Source organism: Ruminococcus sp. NK3A76 (assembly GCF_000686125.1).
Classification (GTDB): Bacteria; Bacillota; Clostridia; order Oscillospirales; family Ruminococcaceae; genus NK3A76.
Genome location: NZ_JMMA01000002.1, coordinates 555,533 through 577,564 on the forward strand (window position 1 = coordinate 555,533; position 22,032 = coordinate 577,564).

The window sequence follows — 22,032 nt, forward strand, 5'->3', positions numbered from 1 at the left end:
AATGTCGGTTTTTTTTAAGGAGCTTATCGCAGTTTCGGGGCTGAGCTTTATAATAATGGGCAGGTATATCTTCTACTGCCTTTTCCCGGTATTTATCAAGGCGGCAATGATGTTCCTGCTCGATGTCAAGGGAATGTGGAAGATCTCGCTCTCCTCGCTGCTGACACAGTTCACTCTCGTCGGGGCAGGGGCAATATTTGCAAGAATGATACATCCGGAGCTTGATATCTTTTATGCACTTGAAGATACCGGCATAGAAAATGTTGGGATTTTCGTAATGTTGACACTGATTATCGTGTATATTTCGGCTGACATAATTATGATGAAAATATCAAATAAAGAACTTTTTTCTAACGTAAAGTCCCTATTTACGGTACTTGGCGCAGACATTGTAAACTTTTTTCTAATTGTGCTCATGTTCTCCCACCAGATCATCATAACAGTGTAGTTTAAGCACCTGCTAAATGTTCTTATAAAGGTTAATATATTTATACTTAAGAACACCGTTCCCGTGTGAAGGAGCGGTGTTCTTTAATCGTTTTCGGATAAAATGTTAATATATAATCGTAAAATATCACTACTTTTATCGAAAACGTTTTAAGGCTTGACAAATCGGTTTAAATCTGCTATAATGTTAAAGAAATCACAACGAAAACATTTACATTTTATAGATTTATAGTGATTTTTAACATATGTGATTTCATCAGCTCGAAAAGGCGGCTAAATCTGATTGGAGATTTCGTTGTGGTTTCGTGAACGATTCGTGAAAGCACTTTGGAATTACAAATCGGTAACGTTTTACATAATTCAATATACAAGCTGCACAAAAAGCGAGTGTGAAAGTTGTGAAATTGTCCATAATTTATTACATAGCGCATAAAAAAAGCATAAAACACTTGCAATTATCTTCGGAATACTGTATATTTTTATGTAGCGGAAAGACCGGAAGGAACGCCGCAACGGCGCTATCGAAAACGTTAACTTAATAAGAAGGGGCGAACGGTAAAATGGTTTCTCTGAAAGATATATCAGTTCGCTGCGGCGTGTCGGTGGCAACTGTGAGCAAGGCGCTGAACGGTCATAAGGACGTAAGCGAGGCGACCAAGGAAAGGCTCATAAAGGCTGCGAAGGAAATGGGTTACTTCCCTAACTCGCAGGCGAGGGCGCTGAAGACTAACAGGACATATAACCTTGGGGTCATGTTCCTTGACGAAGCCGGCAGCGGTCTTACACATGAGTTCTTTGCAAGGCTTCTCAACAGCTTCAAGATGGAAGCTGAGTCGGCCGGGTACGATATAACATTTATAAACAGAGATATGGGGTCAAGAAAAATGACCACATACGAACACTGTAAGTACAGAAATGTTGACGGCGTGATAATCCAATCCCATTAAGTCACCCCATTCCCGCCAGCACTCCACTTATAAAAATACAATAAAACTCTAATATAAGGATATCAAGGCGCAGCAAAGCTGACGGTCATTTTGCCGCCTGAAAAAATATGAATTTCTCGGTCAGGCTATCCTGTAATTAAAATACACGTCCCGCCTTGCACCCTTTATTCGTGGTTTGTCTCGTCCTTTTCGGATCGGCAGTATGAATGCTGATATGAGTGCAGAAATGTCAGACTGAATAACCTTCCCCGATAAAAAGTTTCTGCATATCTGCACCGCCTGAGAAAGGTTTATCCTGTAGGCGTATTTCCTGCCATTTTTTGAACGCTTGATATCAACTTGACCTGTGATAAGCTGGCAAAAGTTGTACATCACCATTCTTGCATATATTTCCTGAAGTACACTGTCGGTTTTCTTAGAGTGATAATAATTCAGACCTATCGTGTGTTTCAGATCTCTGAATGATGTTTCTATCCCCCAGCGCATACCGTAGAGCTTTTTGATCTCAATAGGCGGAAACTTTTCCTTCGGCAGATTTGTCATTATGACCTCATATTTTTCCTTGACCTTAAAGCGGACTATTCTTATCGGCAGCTCATAAAACTGTGGAGGAGCAGTGCGGTCAAAGCTTCTTGGAAGATAATCAAATGCAGTTGTGATATGCTTTATCCTGTGATCATTATTCATCATTTCTTTGATATCTTGAGTATATCTTCTGGTTAATTGCAGCGTTATGCACTCATCAAAAAATCTGTCCGGCAGACCAAGTCCGGCAGCAATACCTCTGCTGTCAATATCCTGTACCCTTATCAGAAACCTGTGCCCCGATTCGATAATATGCGCCATATCATTGTATGACTCGTATCCTCTGTCAGCAATAAAAATGATAGGGATATCGTCATTTCGGTGCTTTTCGACCATTTCGATAAATGCCTCTCTTTCATCGCAGTTACGCTTTTTCTTGATCACAACATCTGTATATGTATGCCGCAAAAGGTCATACATGGCGTTGATGTGAAACAGATTGTAGTGCCTGCCGTTTGGATTAGAAAAATATGATGCCCGGTCATCGGGATTGGTAGGCACATGAGAATCAGAGCCGTCAACAGCAAAAAGACGGTAGCCCTTATACAGATATTTTTTCTTGTTATCCGTAGTCGCTGAAACCAATCGGTCAAACAGAGCTTCAAACGCAGATGGCTTTATCTTAGCCCGAGCCTGAACAAAGGCAGAAGGCGTAGGGGTATTCTTTTTGAAATCAAAATACGGCAGCAACTCGTGAGAGAGCGATCTGTCTTCCATAAGAAGCAGAGCCTTGAAAATATCCCGGGGCTTGAATTTGCCTTTTCGGGTAAAATTGCTTTTTGATGAAACGAAAAATTCATCACGCTGCGAACAGATAACGTCAATAATATCCCATAAAGTTTTTCTCAATCTTCCTGCATATTTCATAATGAAAACCTCCTTGAAACGGTAAAAACTATACCTATTTAAAAGGGTTTAATTGCCGCAGGCAATTAAACCGCAGATTTTCATCAATTTGTCAAGTGGTTTTCTGTAAAGTTTTCATTTTGTACATATTTCGGTTGACTTAATGGGATTGTTTCATAAGACAATCCCATTAAGTCACCCCATTCCCGCCAGCACTCCACTTATAAAAATACAATAAAACTCTAATATAAGGATATCAAGGCGCAGCAAAGCTGACGGTCATTTTGCCGCCTGAAAAAATATGAATTTCTCGGTCAGGCTATCCTGTAATTAAAATACACGTCCCGCCTTGCACCCTTTATTCGTGGTTTGTCTCGTCCTTTTCGGATCGGCAGTATGAATGCTGATATGAGTGCAGAAATGTCAGACTGAATAACCTTCCCCGATAAAAAGTTTCTGCATATCTGCACCGCCTGAGAAAGGTTTATCCTGTAGGCGTATTTCCTGCCATTTTTTGAACGCTTGATATCAACTTGACCTGTGATAAGCTGGCAAAAGTTGTACATCACCATTCTTGCATATATTTCCTGAAGTACACTGTCGGTTTTCTTAGAGTGATAATAATTCAGACCTATCGTGTGTTTCAGATCTCTGAATGATGTTTCTATCCCCCAGCGCATACCGTAGAGCTTTTTGATCTCAATAGGCGGAAACTTTTCCTTCGGCAGATTTGTCATTATGACCTCATATTTTTCCTTGACCTTAAAGCGGACTATTCTTATCGGCAGCTCATAAAACTGTGGAGGAGCAGTGCGGTCAAAGCTTCTTGGAAGATAATCAAATGCAGTTGTGATATGCTTTATCCTGTGATCATTATTCATCATTTCTTTGATATCTTGAGTATATCTTCTGGTTAATTGCAGCGTTATGCACTCATCAAAAAATCTGTCCGGCAGACCAAGTCCGGCAGCAATACCTCTGCTGTCAATATCCTGTACCCTTATCAGAAACCTGTGCCCCGATTCGATAATATGCGCCATATCATTGTATGACTCGTATCCTCTGTCAGCAATAAAAATGATAGGGATATCGTCATTTCGGTGCTTTTCGACCATTTCGATAAATGCCTCTCTTTCATCGCAGTTACGCTTTTTCTTGATCACAACATCTGTATATGTATGCCGCAAAAGGTCATACATGGCGTTGATGTGAAACAGATTGTAGTGCCTGCCGTTTGGATTAGAAAAATATGATGCCCGGTCATCGGGATTGGTAGGCACATGAGAATCAGAGCCGTCAACAGCAAAAAGACGGTAGCCCTTATACAGATATTTTTTCTTGTTATCCGTAGTCGCTGAAACCAATCGGTCAAACAGAGCTTCAAACGCAGATGGCTTTATCTTAGCCCGAGCCTGAACAAAGGCAGAAGGCGTAGGGGTATTCTTTTTGAAATCAAAATACGGCAGCAACTCGTGAGAGAGCGATCTGTCTTCCATAAGAAGCAGAGCCTTGAAAATATCCCGGGGCTTGAATTTGCCTTTTCGGGTAAAATTGCTTTTTGATGAAACGAAAAATTCATCACGCTGCGAACAGATAACGTCAATAATATCCCATAAAGTTTTTCTCAATCTTCCTGCATATTTCATAATGAAAACCTCCTTGAAACGGTAAAAACTATACCTATTTAAAAGGGTTTAATTGCCGCAGGCAATTAAACCGCAGATTTTCATCAATTTGTCAAGTGGTTTTCTGTAAAGTTTTCATTTTGTACATATTTCGGTTGACTTAATGGGATTGCGTGATAATCGCCTGCACAGATTTCTCCTCGTCAGATGTTTATGAAGTTATAAACGGTGATATCCCGGTGGTGACTATAGACCATACCTTTGAGATGCGCTCGTCTGTTCTTTCTAATAATGAACAGGGCATCGAGGAGCTGGTCGATTATGCATACTCCTTAGGGCATAAGAAAATCGCTTATATCCAGGGAAACAGATCGGCGGTCGCTGAAAAGAGACTTAAAGGCTTTCTTCAGTCGATGAGCAGTAAGGGGCTTGAGATAAAGAGCGACTGGATACTCACAGCCGAATATCATAACCCCGAGCTTACATATAAGTATACAAAACAGCTGCTTGACAGCAACGACAGACCGACCTGCATATTCATGCCGGATGATTACTCGGCGATAGGCGGATATAACGCCATAAAGGATATGGGGCTGACGATCGGTAAGGATGTATCGGTGGTCGGGTATGACGGGATAGCGTATGCAACGCTTGTTTCCCCGAAGCTGACGACATATGCACAGGATACCGAGAAGATCGGCATAGCGGCGGCAAAAAAACTTGTGGCTCTGATAGAAGAACCGCAGACAACATTCCATGAGGTCATTACGATCGGCGGTAGCCTTGTAAAAGGTGAGTCGGTCGTGAAGATAAATCAATAAAAGGCATTAGGTTTTTGGGAGACACCCAGAAATTATTAAAAACAAATGCATTTTTAAGGAGGAAATTTATTATGACAAAGCTTAAGAGAATTCTTTGCGGCACAATGTGCCTCGCAATGGCAGGTTCAATGTTTACTGCTTGCGGTGACGACAGCAGCAGCAGCGGTAAGTCTGCTGAGGACGTAAAGCCCGCAGAGCAGAAGACAGAGGGTTCTGAGGACTCCAAGAACACTATCAAGATCTATGTATGGAACCAGGAGTTCCAGGGTCTCTTCAGAAGATACTATCCTGACTATGATGCTGAGAAGTCCGGCTACGACACAGAGAAGCATGAAAAGACAGGTACAGGCGACGATTACCTCAAGGATGGCAAGAAGGTCGTTTGGGTAGTTAACGACAACCAGGGCAACAACTATCAGGATAAGCTCGATACAGCTCTTAAGGCACAGTCTGAGTCTGATGACAAGGTTGATATGTTCCTTATCGAGGCTGACTACGCTCTCAAGTATGTAAATTCACCTTACACACTTCCTCTTAAGGACATCGGTGTTACAGACGACGATATGAAGGATATGTATGACTATACAAAGCAGGTCGCTACATCTGCTGACGATACAATCCGTGCAGTATCCTGGCAGGCAACCCCTGGCCTCTTCGCTTACAGAAGAGATATCGCTAAGACCGTTCTCGGCACAGACGAGCCCGATAAGGTACAGGCAGAGCTCGCTGACTGGGACAAGTTCGATGCAGTTGCTGAGAAGATGAACGCTAAGGGCTATCAGATGCTCTCCGGCTTCGATGACAGCTACCGTGTATTCTCCAACAACGTTGAGAAGCCTTGGGTAGACGGCGACAAAACTATCCAGATCGACGATCAGATCTGGAAGTGGGTTGACCAGACTAAGGATTACACAGACAAGGGCTACAACAACAAGACAACTCTCTGGGCTCCTGAGTGGTCTGCTGACCAGGGCCCGACAGGTAAGGTATTCGGCTTCTTCTACTCCACATGGGGCATCAACTTCACACTCGCTGAGAACTCCCTCGAGAAGTCCACTAAAGACGGCGGCAAGCAGGAAGTTGGTAACGGTCTCTATGGTCAGTATGCAGTTTGCGAAGGCCCTGCAGCATTCTTCTGGGGCGGTACATGGCTCTGCTGCGCTGCTGGTTCCGACAACCAGGATATCGTTGCTGACATCATGAAGAAGATGACCTGCGACAAGGATATCGCTAAGCAGCTCACACTTGACACTCTTGACTATACAAACAACAAGACAGCTATGCAGGAGATCGCTGACGATGCTTCCTACGGCTCTGAGTTCCTCGGCGGCCAGAACCACATCAAGCTCTTCGCTGCTGCTGCTCCCAGCATCAAGATGGATAAGACAACTGAGTTTGACCAGGGTCTTAACGAGGCATTCCAGACAGCATTCCATGACTACTTCAACGGTACAGTTGATAAGGATACAGCTCTTGACAACTTCTACAAGGCAGCTCTCGAGAAGTATCCGAACCTCAAGAAGCCTGACTAATTTAAGTCTCGTTGCGTAAAAATTATTGAAATTTCTGGAGTACGGGGTGGCGCCACCGCCATCCCGTATTCTTGAATTCTTTACTCTATGAAAGGAATTTTGCTATATTTTATAGCAGGGTGAGTATATGGCGTCATCAAATAAACACAAATCCATAAGCTATGCTAAATGGGGCTATTTCTTTATCTTACCTTTCTTTGTTGTCTATGCAATCTTTTCTCTCTATCCTATGTTCTCGACTATCCGTGACAGCTTCTATAAAAAGATGACTGTTGGTCTTATCGAGTATCCTGAAGAGTTCGTTGGCGTAAACAACTACATTGATCTTTTCAAGGAAGGCGATATTTTTACCTATTTTGGCAATACCTTTATTATCTGGATAATAGGCTTTATTCCCCAGATATTTATTGCACTTCTCCTTGCTTCTTGGTTTACAGACATTCGTCTTAAGCTCAAGGCACAGGGCTTCTTCAAAGTCGTGATCTATCTTCCTAACATAATCATGGCTGCAGCTGTATCAATGCTGTTCTTCTCGATCTTCGCAGACAGCGGTCCGATAAACGACATCTACAAGGACATCACAGGTGCTGAGGAATCCTACAGATTCTTTGCTCATGTCGGCAGTACAAGGATCGTTATCGCACTTATCAACTTTTTAATGTGGTTTGGTAATACTACCATACTCCTTATGGCGGCAATTATGGGTGTTGACCCTGCCCTCTACGAAGCAGCTGAGATCGACGGTGCTACACCTTCTCAGACCTTCTGGCAGATCACTATCCCTTCAATAAGACCTATCCTTATCTACGTTCTCGTTACATCGCTCATCGGCGGTGTTCAGATGTACGATATCCCGCAGATCATCACTAACGGTCAGGGTAATCCTAACAGAACGAGCATGACAGTTGTTATGTATCTTAATAACCAGATCTCAGTAGGTAAGAACTACGGTAAGGCTGGTACTATCTCGGTAGTTCTGTTCATCGTTGCAGCTGTTCTCTCACTCGGTGTAGCAGCATTCAATTCTAAGGATCAGATCGCTGAGCAAAGAGCTAAAAAGCTCAAGAAAAAGAAACTGAAGGGGGCATATAAGATATGAGTGCTAATACAACAGATCATGTAGGCGAGCACAGCAGTAAGACCACTCTTCTTGTCAGACGTATAGTTGCATATACTGTACTTGTTCTTCTTACTATTGTTGCGCTGTTCCCCTTCGTTATAATGATCATCAACTCGACACGTTCGCACCCGGATATCCAGAAGGGCTTCAAGTTTGTAATAGGCGGAAGCTTCGGTACAAACTTCAAGAACGTGTACAACAACACAGATATCCCGCTGTTAACCGGTCTTAAGAACTCATTCATCGTTGCAGGTTCCTGCACATTTCTGAGTACATATTTCTCGGCACTTACAGCTTACGGTATCCATGTTTATGAGTTCAGACTCAAGAAATTCGCTTTCGCATTCATTCTCGTTATCATGATGGTTCCTGCACAGGTTTCCGCTCTCGGTTTCTACAGAATGATGTTCGACCTCGAACTCACAAACAACCTTCTCCCGCTTATTATTCCGTCTATCGCTGCTCCTGCAACATTCTTCTTCATGAAGCAGTATATGGAATCCTCACTTCCTCTTGAAATAGTTGAGGCTGCCCGTATCGACGGCTGTAACGAGTTCCGCACCTTTAACTCGATAGTTATGCCTATCATGAAGCCGGCTATGGCTGTTCAGGGCATCTTCACTTTCGTTGCTAACTGGAACAACTACTTCATTCCTTCTCTTATCATTGATAAGAAAGAGTTAAAGACACTCCCTATCATGGTCGCTCAGCTCAGATCTGCTGACTTCCTTAAGTTCGATATGGGTCAGGTTTACATGATGATCTTCATTGCAATTATCCCTGTTGTCGTGGTATATCTTGCACTTTCCAAGTTCATCATCAGAGGTATTGCTCTTGGTTCTGTAAAGGGCTGATTTGTAAAATTAAAAGCGTCTGCATCTTGCAGGCGCTTTTTTTGTGTGGGTATAATAATAATGGCTGCCAATCATGTGACCGGCAGCCTTTTTGGATTTTGGTTTATTTATCAAGTGCGTTGTTGATAGCAGATACGAGAGCCTTTATCGAAGAAACGATAATATCAGAGTTCCTGCCGACGCCCCAGAACACCTCATTTCCGACATTTATGCCGACATATGATACAGCCTCGGAGGTGGACTTGCGCTCGAGTGCGTGCTCGGTGTAGGTGTCGATGTTGAAGTCTATATCGAGTATCTTTGATAAGCAGTTTGCAACAGCGTCAAGTCTGCCGTTGCCCTCAGCCTGTGCTTCAAGTATCTTGCCCTTTAAGTTGACTCTTACAGCAGCGCCGATAACGCCCTCAGCCTTCTGGACATAATGCGCTTCCTCGATGTTGAGGATATCGTTCTTGTTGAGATATGCTTCCTTGAATATCGAGTATACCTCGTCGGGCTTGAGCTCCTTGTGTGCTCTGTCGGAAACGCCCTTGACCTTGTAGCCGAAGTTCTCTCTCATCTTCTTGGGGAGGTCATAGCCAAACTGGTTCTGTAAAATATAGCCAATTCCGCCCTTGCCCGACTGGGAATTTATCCTGATAACGTCGCCGTCGTACTCTCTGCCGACATCGTGCGGGTCGATAGGGAGGTAGGGAACTGTCCACTGGTGGAGGTTCTTTTCCTTTCTCCAGTTCATGCCCTTTGCGATAGCGTCCTGATGCGAGCCGGAGAATGCAGCAAACACGAGTGCGCCGCAGTAGGGGCTTCTTACATTTACCTTCATGCGTGTAACTCTCTCATAGAGCTCAACGAGCGAAGGCATATCCGAGAAGTCGAGCTCGGGGTCAACGCCGTGGCTGAACATATTCATAGCGAGTGTGATGATGTCAACATTGCCTGTTCTCTCGCCGTTGCCGAAGCAGGTGCCTTCTATTCTGTCTGCGCCTGCGAGTAAGCCAAGCTCGGAATCAGCAACTGCACTGCCCCTGTCGTTGTGGGGATGGAGCGATACGATGACATTCTCTCTGTTGTGGAGCACAGAGCACATATACTCTATCTGCGAAGCATAAACGTGCGGCAAGCTCATCTCAACTGTTACAGGGAGATTGATGATGACTTTATTCTCAGGTGTTGGCTGCCAGATGTCAATTACTGCGTTGCAGATGTCTCTTGCAAACTCCATCTCTGTGCCTGTGAAGCTCTCGGGAGAGTACTCAAAGGTGATGTTGCCCTTTGCCTTTTTCTTGTATTCGTTGCAGAGTGTAGCACCGTCGGTAGCAATCTTGATTATATCTTCCTTGTTCTTTTTGAACACCTGCTCACGCTGTGCAACAGATGTCGAGTTGTAGAGGTGAACTACTGCGTTCTTAGCGCCGTCGATAGCCTCAAATGTCTTTTTGATGATGTGCTCTCTTGACTGTGTGAGCACCTGGATAGTTACATCATCAGGTATCATATTCTTCTCGATAAGTGTGCGGCAGAACTCATATTCAGTGTCAGATGCAGCCGGGAAGCCTATCTCTATCTCCTTGAAGCCGATGTTTACAAGCTTTGTGAAGAATTCGAGCTTTTCCTCTAAGCTCATGGGGATAATGAGCGCCTGGTTGCCGTCACGGAGGTCAACAGAGCACCATGCAGGAGCCTTGTCGATGTATTCTTTCTTGACCCATTCAAAGCAGGGTACGGGGGGCATGAAATAGCCTCTCTGGTATTTATCAAAGTTTTTCATAGTATCTTTCCTTTCTGTTTTCGTCAGATAAGCTGTTGTGTCGTGTCCGGTAAAAAAGCCGGCTTCAAAGTCGCACCTTGCCGCCGCAGGGCAGGAGCATATTCTTTTGTGTTCTCATATATCCGCCCTCACTTTCAGCAAATAAAAAACCCCATCTTCCTAAATGAAGACGAGGATAATACCCGTGTTACCACTTCAATTCACGCACAGCTCACACTGTACGCCTTAGCCGTATCTGTTATAATACGCTTCCCTGTAACGTGAGAAACACGTTCAAGACTACTTGACCTGACCTTTATGGTATATATAAACACCATACAGCACCGCTGCACCGCCGTACTGCCACACCTGACCGGCCGCTTCACCTTGACTGCTCGGGGAGGAGTTATTACTTATCACATCTGCCGCCTTGCACCGACCGCCGGCTCTCTGAAAGCTGCTCTAAGCGTTTGTTCCCTTCATCGCATTTGTTAACTATAATATTATTATATTATATAACTTGCGCTTTGTCAAGTACTTCAAATTTTTTTTACAATTTATTGACACAGAGCCGCTAAAGGTGTATAATATAAGTGTATAAATATTTTTAAGAGAGGTATCCTTTTATGATATATGAAAGCATCAAAAAGCTTGTGACATACGGCCTTGAAACAGGGCTTATTACCGAGTCGGATAAGGTGTATGCAACAAACAGACTGCTCGAAGCTTTGGGTCTTGATGAGTATGACGAGCCGCAGCAGGAATTCAGCGGCATCGACCTTGAAAGCACTCTTAAGGAGCTGCTTGACTACGCCTGCGAGAAAGGGCTTTGTGAGGACTCGACAGTCTACCGTGACCTTTTCGATACAAAGCTCATGGGGCTGCTCACGCCAAGACCTTCTGAGGTGGACGAAAAGTTCTGGTTCAAGTATGACCACCCCTCGGCAGTCGCTGCGACGGATTATTTCTATAAGCTCTCGCAGGATACTGACTATATCAGGCGCTACCGCATAAAGAAGGATATGCGCTGGCTCGCACCCACCGGGTACGGCGAGCTGGATATAACTATAAACCTTTCCAAGCCGGAGAAGGACCCCAAGGCTATTGCCGCTGCAAAGAACGCAAAGCAGTCGGGCTATCCGAAATGCCTGCTCTGCTATGAGAACGTGGGCTACGCCGGCAGAGTAAACCACCCTGCAAGGCAGAACCACCGTGTTATCTCGCTGGAGATAAACGGTGAACAGTGGGGCTTGCAGTATTCGCCGTATGTATATTACAACGAGCACTGCATACTATTTAATAAGAAGCACACCCCTATGGTTATCGACAAGGGCGCATTCAAAAAGCTATTTGATTTTGTGAGCCAGTTCCCGCACTACTTCATCGGCTCGAATGCTGACCTGCCGATAGTCGGCGGCTCTATACTTGCGCACGAGCATTTCCAGGGCGGCCATTACGACTTCGCTATGGCAAAGGCTCCTGTTGAGCGTGAGGTGGTGTTCTCAGGCTTTGAGGACGTTAAGGCAGGTATCGTCAAGTGGCCTATGTCGGTCATCAGGATATCATCGCCCGACAGCGAAAGGCTTGTCGAGCTTGCTGATAAGATACTTACCCTCTGGCGTGGCTATACCGATGAGGAAGCATTTATCTTCGCTGAGACAGACGGTGAGCCGCACAACACGATAACACCTATCGCCAGAAAGCGTGGGGCAGAGTATGAGCTCGACCTTGTGCTCAGAAACAACATAACAACTGATGAACACCCCCTCGGTGTTTATCACCCCCATGCAGAGCTTCACCATATAAAGAAGGAAAACATCGGCCTTATAGAAGTTATGGGTCTTGCTGTTCTGCCTTCAAGGTTAAAGGGCGAGATGGCACAGCTTGCTGATGTGATAGTCAATAAGGGCGCTGCGGCTTTAAGAGAAGACGAGGTGCTCTCAAAGCACGCTGACTGGGCAGAGGAATTCTGCGCAAGGCGTGATGTCAATAAGGATAACATAAACGATGTGATAAAGGAAGAGATAGGCGCTGTCTTTGCAAAGGTGCTCGAACACGCAGGCGTGTATAAGAGAAATGAACAGGGGCAGGCGTATTTTGACAGATTTATAACCTATGTGAACATGAAATGAGTGAAAATATAAACTATGGAACTTACAAGCAAAAACAAACGTATCGCTAAGATAGCAATATACGCAGCATTTGCGGTAGTTGTGCTGGTGGCATTCTTCTTCTGGGCGAGATATATCGAAAAGGCCAAGGCGTATCATGTTGACCCGCTCAAGGAAGAAACGCTGATGTCTATCGGCGTAAAAAACTGCAAGAAGCTGATGATAGTAGCGCACCCTGACGATGAGTTCCTCTGGGGAGGGGCGCACCTTAAGGAGGGCGGCTATCTTGTTGTGTGCATAACCAACGGCAAGAAGCTCGAAAGGCATGATGAATTTATAAACGCCGTTGAAAAGTCCGGCAACACGCCTCTGATACTCGGCTACCCCGACAAGGTGCTCGGCAAGCGTGATGAGTGGACGGAGGTAAGAGACAAGATAGAGGACGACCTGGGCTACATTATGAGCTACAACGACTGGGAGCTCATAGTAACACACAACCCGAGCGGCGAATACGGCCACATACACCACGTTATGACTAACGAGATAGTCACAAAGCTGTATGAAAGGCAGAAACCCTCGGCCAAGCTGTGGTTCTTCGGGAAATACTATAAAGCATCTGACCTGCCGGCTGTCAAGGACAAACTGACGCCGATAACCGAGGAGGAGCTTGACTTCAAGGAGTCGCTTAGAGAGTGCTACCCCTCACAGGAAGATACGATAGAAAAACTTTCGCATATGGTGCCATATGAGATGTGGACGGAGTATCAGCCTGCCTGATACTATTAATAACAGAGATGGGTGATAAGAATGCAGTTTGAAGTACAGTGTGATATGAATGACGGTATCGTTATAATGGATCCGTGCTTTGTGAAGGATATGAATGAGGATATCCTGAATGCAATGAATATCTTCCTTGACCCGGACGGAGAAACTGAGCTTGCCGATGATTTCCCGGGTGAAGACTGGAACGATGTTTACAAGCGTGAAACTGCACCTCTTATTTCTCTTGCCAAGGACGGTAAGCTGTGGATAAGCCTGCTGCCGCCGTGTGAAAAGAGCTTTGTTCTGAAAGAAGCTGATGATGACAAGCTGACTGAAAAGCTGATGATAGCATCAGGCAGGGTCGTTGCTGTTATGGCAAGCGAGCTGCTCCAGTGCTTATACTATCCGGAGCTTGAAATGGAGCTGCTCGGAGAGACAGAGCTTGAAAACGGCGAGTATAAGATAGGCTCATCAGCTGACGTAATGATAGGTATAAAAAGACAGAAATAAATGATTTAAATAACTTCGTTTCAAAGGAGAACTATGAAAAGCAAGCTGAACAACAAGGACATATATGCGCTTGGCGGTATCATACTGTCAAGCGCAGTTATAATGATAGCGTTTATCGTCATAAAAGGGGCGGTCTACGGCTCGCAGATGGACTGGGTGTCGCAGCACTACCCGATACCCGAGTATTTCAGGACGCTGTTTTATGACACGCACCAGCTTTTCCCGTCGTATGCTGCCAATATAGGCGCAGGGGAGAGCATATATTCACTTTCCTACTACGGGCTTTATTCGCCTGTGACACTTTTATCATACCTGCTGCCGTTCGTGCCCATGCCATACTATATGATGATGACGAGCGTGCTTACGGTCTATGCAAGTGACTGCATATTCTATTTTCTTATAAGAAAGCGCCATGATCTTAAGGTCACAGTGTTTATGAGCGTGCTGTTTGCATTCTCGTTCGTGCTGATATTCCATTCGCACAGGCATATAATGTTTGTCAGCTTTATGCCGTTTCTGCTGCTGGCGCTTCACTTTACCGACAGGTATTTCGAGACCGGCAGGCGCTGGCCGCTCGTGCTGAGTGCATTCCTTATGATAATGTGCAACTACTTTTTCGCTGTCACAGCGCTTTTTGCACTTGCAGCCTATGGTATGGCAAAGACTATCGACGAGAAGCTGTCGTTCGGCGGCTTTGTAAAGAGATATGCACCGTTTGTAATGCTCTTGTTTGTAAGCGTGCTGATGTCCTGCGTGCTGCTGCTGCCGACGGCCTACGGGCTCCTTGCCGGCAGAGACGAGGGCAACGTCGCAGTTTCGCTTTCATCATTCCTGCCAAGAATGCGCTTTGACTGGCTGACATACAACAACTACTCTATGGGGCTTTCAGCATTCGGCGTTTTTGCCTGCATACACGGCATATTCTATGCAAAGGGCGGCAGGCGCTTTCTGTGCGTGCTCACTATACTTTTCGCAGTGTGTCCGCTGCTTGTGTTCATATTAAACGGCACGCTGTATTTCGATTCAAAGGTGCTCATAGCATTCCTGCCGCTTGCGTTGTATGCGATAGTTCCCTTCATAGAGGACGTATACGAAAACGGCATAAGCAGGCTCAAGCTGCCGCTCACAGTCTTTGTGGTGCTGTCTGCTATGTGCCTTGTCATCAACTTCTCTGATGCACTTGTCAAGGTGTATGCAGCAGATGCGGCTGTTACGGCTGTTGTTCTGCTTAGGCTCAACAAGAAGTTTGACAAGCGCCTTTTCTGCTTCTTCCTTGCTGTTGCTGTCGGCACCTGCTGCTTTAAGAATCACTTTGACGAGCTCGTTCTGACAGGGCAGTTCGCAGAGATAGAGAATGACACGGTGACTGAGCTTATAGACGATGTGTCAAAAGGAAAAGTCGTGCGAACAGCGGTGGATGTAAGGCGTGTCGATACACCAAACAAGGTCTACAGCATCGACCAGTATCAGGACACGGTGTATTCATCTATCCACTCGAAGGATTATAACACCTTCTACTTTGAAAAGATGTGCAACGAGAACGAATACCGCAACTCAGCCCTCACCACACGCTCGCAGAACCTGTTTTTCAACTGCTTTATGGGCGACAGATACATAGTATCCGACAGACCTCTGCAAAACTACGGCTATGAGCTGCTAAAAGACACCGGCGACGGGCATTACCTCTATGAGAACAAGAACGCCCTGCCGCTTGCATATCACACATCACAGCTTATGAGCCAGAGAGAGTTTGATTCTCTCAGCTATCCGGCGACAGTCGAGGCGCTTACCAGATACACGATAGTTGATAAGGACATACCCGACACAGACTTTGTGTCGCAGATGCAGAGGGTCGATATAGGCGATATCTTCGACATAGGCGACGAGCTTGCGGACGGCGACAGCTGCACAAACGGCAGTGACGGCGAGCACAGCTTTGAGCTTAAGAGCAGGCTTGCGGAATACTCAAAAGACCTGCCCGAAAGCTGCAAGGGCAAGCTGCTCGTGATAAAGTTCCACGTTGACAACCCCAAGGAAAAGCACGACAGCGGCGCTGCAAAGCTCGGTGATGTAACAATAATCATCAACGATATAAAGAACAAGCTCACCGACCCCGACTGGAAATACTTTAACAACAATAACGATATGGAGTACGTTTTATCGGACTGCAAGGATAAGCTCGATATCACGATAAAGGGCGGAAGCTTCAAGATATCAGCGCTTGAAGCGTACACAGCCGATACCTCATACTTTGATAAGCTGAGCGATAACAGGGCTGCGTTTGATTTTGATGTTTCACAGACAAAGGGCGACAGCATCACAGGAACAGTCAACGCCCCTGAGGACGGCTATCTGACGACGAGCTTTGTATACCTTGACGGCATGACTGCCGAGATAGACGGAGAAAAGGTGACTCCCGAAAAGGTGAACACCGCCTTTGTCGGCCTGCCTGTGACAAAGGGCAGCCACAAGGTAGTCATAACCTACCATGCGCCGTGGCTCAGTGCCGGCATTGCAGCGAGCGGTGCAGGCTTTGCAGTCTTCCTGCTTGTGATAATACTTGATATATTTAAAAAGAAAAAGGACAAATAAATACACCCGTGAGCGGAGTTAAATAACGCTCACGGGTGTTTGATTTGGTTTTACATCGTCTTTATAAGCCATGGGATAAAGTATGAAACTATGCACATTATAGTCGTTGCGAGCAGCAGCCCCAGGAATATCGGAAGTACGGCTCTTTTGGGCTTTATGTCAAGCAGCACTGCAATGAGCGAGCCCGTCCACGCCCCTGTGCCGGGGAGGGGGATACCTACAAAGAGCAGCAGCCCCAAAAACTCATATTTCTGTATCTTGTCAGACTTTTCAAGCGATTTCTTCTCTATCTTTTCAACTAACCCCTTGAACAGCTTTGTCTTTTTGAGCCATTCAAAAATAGGCTTTATAAACATCATGATAAAGGGGATAGGGATTATGTTTCCGATTATGCAGATAGGTATCGCCTTGGTGATGCTCACCCCGAGCAGCGATGCCGCCACGATGCCGCCCCTGAGTTCGAGTATCGGCACCATCGAGATGATGAATATTATCAGTTCCTTCGGGAGCCCTGCAAGGGTCTCGGTAAAAAAGCTGATGAGCGTATCAGTCATGTTTAAGTTGTCCTTTCCTGTGTGTCTTGTTCTATGCTTTCTGTTTCTGTGTTTTCTTCTGTTTGCAAAGGTCCGGCTTCTTCTGCCTGCGGCTCTGAGCCTTGAGTCTTAGCAGTATCTTCTTCCGGGGCAGGTTTGCTTTCTTTCATGCTCTCGTATTTCTCTATAAGCGCACGCAGTTTTGTCAGATTTCTTTCCTCGCACTTTGTCGAGAGGGTGCTCTCTGCTTCGTCAGCAAGAGCCTTTGCATCACGCAGGCTGCCCTCCTTCAGCGAGCAAAGCGCCAGATAAAGGTCGCAGTCGCAGATGTTCCTGTCGCTGCCGTCTGCCGACCTTGACTGCAAAAGATAAGACCTTGCCTTGCCATAGTTTCCCTTGGCATACTCAAAAACGCCCAGTGTGTGCAGCACTGACGGCGCAGGCCTTGAAAAATACGGCTCGGCCTCTGAGTAGACCTTCTCGGCGTTTTTAAGGTCGCCGTTTTGCAGATAGGTGTACATAAAGGCATTGAAATACTCCTGCTGCAAATTGGGCGACAGCTCGGAAAAATCAATCTTTTCAAGCGTTTCAAGAGCCTTGGTGTAATTCTCTGTCTCGGTATACACAGCACTTAGTATAAGCATATATGCCGCCTTTTTTGAGGGGCTTTGAGTGCGCTCTGCCTTGCGCTCCATTAAATCGTATGCCTTTTGCGGGTCGTCCTGCTGCTCGGCGATCTTCAGAGCCTTGTTCACAGGGTGCAGATCAATAAGCGAGTAAATGAGCTTCACGGCAGCAGCCGTTACAGCACCAGCGGCAGAAGCCGTTCTTAAGATATTCAGGCACTTCATGGCGTCCGGCTTGTCTTTTGAAAAAGCCCACACGCCGAGCATAACAAAAAAGCCCAGCACTATGCCGGTGCAAACGCAGATGATCACGCTTTTTATAATGTATAAAGCCCTTTTCAAACTCTCACCGCCCGAATATCAACTCACCTATATAGAATACCATAGTTTCACATAAAAGTCAATGCTATTTTTGCCTTGCAGTATTGACTTTTGGTAAGTGATTTGGTATAATTATATATGTATCATTACGGCAATATCGCCTTGAGTTTTTAAGGAAGGGTCTTATTATGAAGAAGCTGCTATTTGTTTTTAACCCCCATGCAGGCAAGGGCATGATAAGAAGTAATCTTTGTGATATAATAGATATTTTCACCAAACACGGCTATGAGGTCACGGCATATCCTACGCAGGCGCCGCTTGACGGTTATCAGAAGATAGCCTCTGACGCAGCGCTTTATGACGTTGTGGTCACATCGGGCGGTGACGGAACGCTCTCGGAAGCGGTAAAAGGTCTTATGCACTATAAGCAGAAGATACCGCTCGGTTATATCCCGGCAGGCTCGACGAATGACTTTGCGGCAAGTATGTCACTCAACCGCAAGATGAAAGATGCCGCTGAGGAAATAATGCAGGGTGTGTTCTTTGATTACGATGTAGGTGATTTTAATGGCAACAAGTTTGTCTATGTTGCCGCATTCGGCGCTTTTACTGATGTTTCCTACCAGACGCCGCAGTGGTCTAAGAATATCCTCGGGCACGCTGCGTATCTTTTTGAGGGGCTTCGCAGGCTGCCTAAGATAACCGGCTATGATGTCAGGGTCGAGCATGACGGCGAGGTCATAGAGGGCAAGTTCGTCTATGGCATGGTGTCAAACACTATCTCGGTCGGCGGCATGAAAAAGCTCATCGCAGACGGCGTGTGCTATGACGACGGGCTTTTTGAGATAACTCTTATAAAGATGCCCTCAAACCCCATAGAGCTTTCAAACACGCTCACCGAGGCGATGCTTGATAAGTTCAATGAAAACAGTATCGTGACTTTCAAGACCTCGAAGGTGACATTTACATCAAATGACGAGATTGCCTGGACGCTTGACGGCGAGGCAGGCGGCGCTTTTAGGCATGTCGAGATAAACAACATCAAGCAGGCAGTGCGCTTTCTTGTAAAGCCCGACTCAAAGACTGCCGAGCAGGACGCACTTCTTGGCAGAGTCAAGAACACCGTTCAGGAAAAGCCCGAGCTTGGCTGGGATAACCTGTTTGAAGACCAGATGGATATTGATGAATAAGCGTATAAGTAGTCCGAAATTACGGACTGCTTGTTCTTTTATCCCACCTTCTGCAAGTCTATGCCCTTGAAGTAGAATCTCATTATGCTGTCGTATGTCTTCTCGTTCTTGGCAAGGGAGTTTGCCCCGTACTGGCTAAGCCCCACAAGATGACCGCAGCCGCAGACTGTGAAGGTGAAGCTGCCGCCCTCGTATTCATAACGAAAATGCGGGCTTCTGAGGTCAAAAATCTTCATGAAGTCATAGCCGCTCATTTTCTCTTTTTTGTCGCCTATGCCGATGCTCAGCACCGTTCCGCCCCGTGAAGTCTCGTTTATGTCGAGCCACGTTTCAGGCTTGCTGTCAAAACTAAGCCCCGGGCAGCTATCAAGCAGCTTGGCTTTGAGCTCGTCGGCGGTTATTATGTATTTCTTTGAGTAATCCTCGCTTGACGGGTCAAACTCGCTCTCAACGCTTACAAGATAGGGGATATCAATCCCCCAGGCGTTCTCGGCACTCTCGGTAAAGCCGCTCGATATGCCGTGAAATGCCGAGACTATCGGCTTGCCGTCGTATACTGCTATAATGTCGCCTACGCTGTCAACGCAGGCGGCTATTTTTTTGACGGCCTTGTCTGCATCGTCGCCGTAGAGGTCATTTATGGCGGCTTCATCGTAATACGGCTGGTAGACTTCTCTGTCAAGGCTGATGTCAGCGCCCAGCAGCTCCTTTGTAGGCTCGTCCTGCTCGGCCATGTGGCGTGAGAGAATGTAGGTGTGCGCAAGTATTACCTGGCATTTTAAAGCCTCGTCCTCATAGTCGTATGGCATCTGCGCTGCTACTGCACCTATCAGGTAATCCCTTATAGGGAGTTCGGTGATGCTGCCGCTTTCGGTGTCGAGTATCTTCACCGTGTCAAGCGGCTCTAAGCTGCTTTTTATGACGGTGCTGCCTATCTTCTGCGGCTTGTCGCCTGCTATCAGCACTATCATGGGTATAAGTGTCAGAAACATTATGAATATCAGTACTGCCTGAAAGTATTTTTTCAAAGTGCTCACTCCTTTTTTTTATAATCTTATGTCTCTGCCACAGGCGATATTCATTGACAAGGCGTCGTTATTTTGGTATAATGTTCTCAGGAGCGTGATGCTATGAAAACAACACCGTATAAAAGACGTGCTTATTATTATGAAACGGATAAAATGGGCATAGTTCACCATTCTAACTATGTGCGTATACTTGAAGAATCAAGGGTAGACCTTATGCGCAAGGTCGGGCTGCCGTTTACGATGGTAGAGGAGCTGGGGCTCATGATACCTGTGCTTTCGGTAAATCTGGAATATAAATTCCCGCTTCGGTTCGATGATGAATTCGAGGTGGTGTGCAGCCTTGCTGATTTTAACGGCTGCAAGTTCACAGTCAGGTATGAGGTAAATAACCTCACCACGGGCAAGCTCGCAGTAAAGGCTGTCACGAGCCACTGCTTTACCGATGAAAGGCTCGTGCCTGTGCGCCTAAAAAAGAAATTCCCTGAGATATATGAAAAATTCAATGAGTATGTGATACCTCAGACTGACGACAAAGGAAAGGAAGAATAACAATGAGCATTATAAGAGATGAGTCGCTCTGGGAGAGCGGCAAGAGAAAGATAGACTGGGTGCGCCACAATATGCCTCTGCTAAACGGCCTGGAGGAGCGCTTTATAAAGGAAAAGCCCTTTGAGGGGCTTAAGGTCGCACTGTCTGTACATTTAGAGGCAAAGACAGCTTACCTTTGCAAGGTGCTCGCAGCAGGCGGAGCTCAGATGTATGTCACAGGCTCTAACCCGCTTTCAACGCAGGACGACGTTGCGGCAGCGCTTGTGCATGACGGGCTGAATGTCTTCGCATGGCACGGAGCAACTGATGAGGAGTATCACAGCCATATCTCTGAGGTCGTAAAGATAGGCCCCAACATCATCATAGACGACGGCGGCGACCTTGTAAACATTATCCACAACGAGTACAAAGAGCTTATCCCACAGGTTATAGGCGGCTGCGAGGAGACGACAACCGGTATTATCCGCCTTATGGCTATGAACAGGGATAAGGCGCTTAGATTCCCTATGGTGCTTGTAAACAATGCACGCTGCAAGCATCTTTTCGATAACCGATACGGCACAGGCCAGTCGGTGTGGGACGGCATAAACCGCACGACAAACCTCATAGTTGCCGGCAAGAATGTAGTCGTTGCAGGCTACGGCTGGTGCGGCAAGGGCGTTGCGATGCGTGCAAAGGGTCTTGGTGCAAGGGTCATCGTCACCGAGATAGACCCTGTAAAGGCTGCCGAGGCTGTAATGGACGGCTTCAGGGTGATGAAGATGACCGAGGCTGCAAAGACAGGTGATATCTTTGTGACCGTGACAGGCTGCAAGGACGTTATCTGTGAGGACAGCTTTGCCAATATGAAGGACGGCGCTATCCTCTGCAACGCAGGACATTTTGACTGCGAGGTAGACGTAGCAGGCCTTGACAGGATAGCAAAGAAGAAATTCCTGGCAAGAAACAACATCGACGGCTATACACTCGAAGACGGCAGAACACTCTACGTTATCGGTGAGGGCAGGCTCGTAAACCTTGCTGCCGGCGACGGCCACCCGGCAGAGATAATGGATATGTCGTTTGCTATACAGGCACTCTCGGCACTTTACCTTGCACAGCACAGGAATGAGAGCCATGAGCCTGGCGATATGGTGATAGGCGTGCCTGAAAGCGTTGATGAAGAAGTCGCAAGAGAAAAACTGCGTCACTGGGGCTATGAGATAGACACTCTCACCGAGGAGCAGGAAAGGTATTTAAACAGCTGGAACGTTGAATAAACCGCAACTCATCTCACATAATATATA

18 protein-coding genes and 1 pseudogene are annotated in these 22,032 nt (G+C 46.2%); 13 read left to right on the plus strand and 6 right to left on the minus strand.

Translation table 11 applies throughout. From position 1 onward, the window contains the following. Nucleotide 1 precedes the first annotated feature (1 nt). Together CD05_RS0102740 and CD05_RS0102745 are read left to right on the plus strand one after the other, a co-directional pair. Nucleotides 2–448: a hypothetical protein gene (locus CD05_RS0102740; protein WP_028509207.1), complete on the plus strand. Its 447-nt coding sequence runs from the start codon at nt 2–4 to the stop codon at nt 446–448. A 559-nt stretch (nt 449–1,007) separates the two neighbouring features. Continuing rightward, nucleotides 1,008–1,382 (plus strand): annotated as a pseudogene (locus CD05_RS0102745) (LacI family DNA-binding transcriptional regulator); the annotation flags it as partial. A 132-nt stretch (nt 1,383–1,514) separates the two neighbouring features. On the opposite strand, the gene CD05_RS0102750 reads toward CD05_RS0102745, so the two are convergent. Further along, entirely contained in the window at nt 1,515–2,846 is a 1,332-nt protein-coding gene (locus CD05_RS0102750; protein ID WP_028509209.1) for an IS4 family transposase, read from the minus strand. 293 nt (nt 2,847–3,139) lie between these two features. Then, nucleotides 3,140–4,471 carry an IS4 family transposase gene (locus CD05_RS0102755; protein ID WP_028509209.1) on the minus strand — a complete coding sequence of 444 codons (1,332 nt, stop codon included), beginning with the start codon at nt 4,469–4,471 and terminating at the stop codon, nt 3,140–3,142. 152 nt (nt 4,472–4,623) lie between these two features. On the opposite strand from CD05_RS0102755, the gene CD05_RS17195 reads away from it, so the two are divergent. The 4 genes from CD05_RS17195 to CD05_RS0102775 all read left to right on the plus strand — a co-directional run bounded on the left by CD05_RS17195 (nt 4,624) and on the right by CD05_RS0102775 (nt 8,777). Continuing rightward, entirely contained in the window at nt 4,624–5,271 is a 648-nt protein-coding gene (locus tag CD05_RS17195) for a substrate-binding domain-containing protein (protein ID WP_051588783.1), read from the plus strand. A gap of 71 nt (nt 5,272–5,342) precedes the next feature. Next, nucleotides 5,343–6,803, plus strand: coding sequence for an ABC transporter substrate-binding protein (locus CD05_RS0102765; protein ID WP_028509210.1), 1,461 nt, complete (start codon nt 5,343–5,345; stop codon nt 6,801–6,803). A 127-nt stretch (nt 6,804–6,930) separates the two neighbouring features. After that, nucleotides 6,931–7,902: a sugar ABC transporter permease gene (locus tag CD05_RS0102770; RefSeq protein WP_028509211.1), complete on the plus strand. Its 972-nt coding sequence runs from the start codon at nt 6,931–6,933 to the stop codon at nt 7,900–7,902. After that, on the plus strand, nt 7,899–8,777 hold the full coding sequence (locus CD05_RS0102775; RefSeq protein ID WP_028509212.1) for a carbohydrate ABC transporter permease: 879 nt from the start codon (nt 7,899–7,901) through the stop codon (nt 8,775–8,777). Before CD05_RS0102770 ends, CD05_RS0102775 begins: the two co-directional genes overlap by 4 nt. 103 nt (nt 8,778–8,880) lie before the next feature. Here CD05_RS0102775 and CD05_RS0102780 read toward each other — a convergent pair whose 3' ends face one another. Then, nucleotides 8,881–10,545 carry a 2-isopropylmalate synthase gene (locus tag CD05_RS0102780; RefSeq protein ID WP_028509213.1) on the minus strand — a complete coding sequence of 555 codons (1,665 nt, stop codon included), beginning with the start codon at nt 10,543–10,545 and terminating at the stop codon, nt 8,881–8,883. A gap of 605 nt (nt 10,546–11,150) precedes the next feature. On the opposite strand from CD05_RS0102780, the gene galT reads away from it, so the two are divergent. From galT to CD05_RS0102800, 4 genes are read left to right on the plus strand one after another with little or no spacing between them, the layout of a single operon-like run. Further along, nucleotides 11,151–12,656, plus strand: a complete 1,506-nt coding sequence (gene galT, locus CD05_RS0102785; RefSeq protein WP_028509214.1) for a UDP-glucose--hexose-1-phosphate uridylyltransferase — start codon at nt 11,151–11,153, stop codon at nt 12,654–12,656. Between the two features lie 15 nt (nt 12,657–12,671). Continuing rightward, nucleotides 12,672–13,412 carry a PIG-L family deacetylase gene (locus tag CD05_RS17200; RefSeq protein ID WP_051588784.1) on the plus strand — a complete coding sequence of 247 codons (741 nt, stop codon included), beginning with the start codon at nt 12,672–12,674 and terminating at the stop codon, nt 13,410–13,412. A gap of 30 nt (nt 13,413–13,442) precedes the next feature. Continuing rightward, nucleotides 13,443–13,907 (plus strand): hypothetical protein, encoded by a 465-nt coding sequence (locus tag CD05_RS0102795; protein WP_028509215.1) that lies wholly within the window; start codon nt 13,443–13,445, stop codon nt 13,905–13,907. Between the two features lie 33 nt (nt 13,908–13,940). Next, the gene (locus CD05_RS0102800; RefSeq protein ID WP_028509216.1) at nt 13,941–16,499 is read left to right on the plus strand and encodes a YfhO family protein; all 2,559 of its coding nucleotides are present in this window, start codon (nt 13,941–13,943) and stop codon (nt 16,497–16,499) included. Nucleotides 16,500–16,549: 50 nt separating this feature from the next. Here CD05_RS0102800 and CD05_RS0102805 read toward each other — a convergent pair whose 3' ends face one another. Continuing rightward, nucleotides 16,550–17,053 (minus strand): small multi-drug export protein, encoded by a 504-nt coding sequence (locus CD05_RS0102805; RefSeq protein WP_028509217.1) that lies wholly within the window; start codon nt 17,051–17,053, stop codon nt 16,550–16,552. 2 nt (nt 17,054–17,055) lie between these two features. Then, a complete protein-coding gene (locus CD05_RS0102810) occupies nt 17,056–18,000 on the minus strand; it encodes a hypothetical protein (RefSeq protein ID WP_028509218.1) in 945 nt (314 codons plus the stop codon). 167 nt (nt 18,001–18,167) lie between these two features. Here CD05_RS0102810 and CD05_RS17205 point away from each other — a divergent pair, with 167 nt between their 5' ends. Further along, nucleotides 18,168–19,169: a diacylglycerol kinase family protein gene (locus CD05_RS17205; RefSeq protein ID WP_037322759.1), complete on the plus strand. Its 1,002-nt coding sequence runs from the start codon at nt 18,168–18,170 to the stop codon at nt 19,167–19,169. A 38-nt stretch (nt 19,170–19,207) separates the two neighbouring features. Here the strand turns inward: CD05_RS17205 and CD05_RS17210 are convergent, their stop codons facing one another. Beyond that, a complete protein-coding gene (locus tag CD05_RS17210; RefSeq protein ID WP_051588785.1) occupies nt 19,208–20,197 on the minus strand; it encodes a SpoIID/LytB domain-containing protein in 990 nt (329 codons plus the stop codon). A 102-nt stretch (nt 20,198–20,299) separates the two neighbouring features. On the opposite strand from CD05_RS17210, the gene CD05_RS0102825 reads away from it, so the two are divergent. Next, complete coding sequence (locus tag CD05_RS0102825; protein ID WP_028509219.1) at nt 20,300–20,746, plus strand: acyl-CoA thioesterase; 447 nt, start codon at nt 20,300–20,302, stop codon at nt 20,744–20,746. Between the two features lie 2 nt (nt 20,747–20,748). Continuing rightward, nucleotides 20,749–22,005, plus strand: coding sequence for an adenosylhomocysteinase (locus tag CD05_RS0102830; protein ID WP_028509220.1), 1,257 nt, complete (start codon nt 20,749–20,751; stop codon nt 22,003–22,005). Nucleotides 22,006–22,032: the final 27 nt, after the last annotated feature.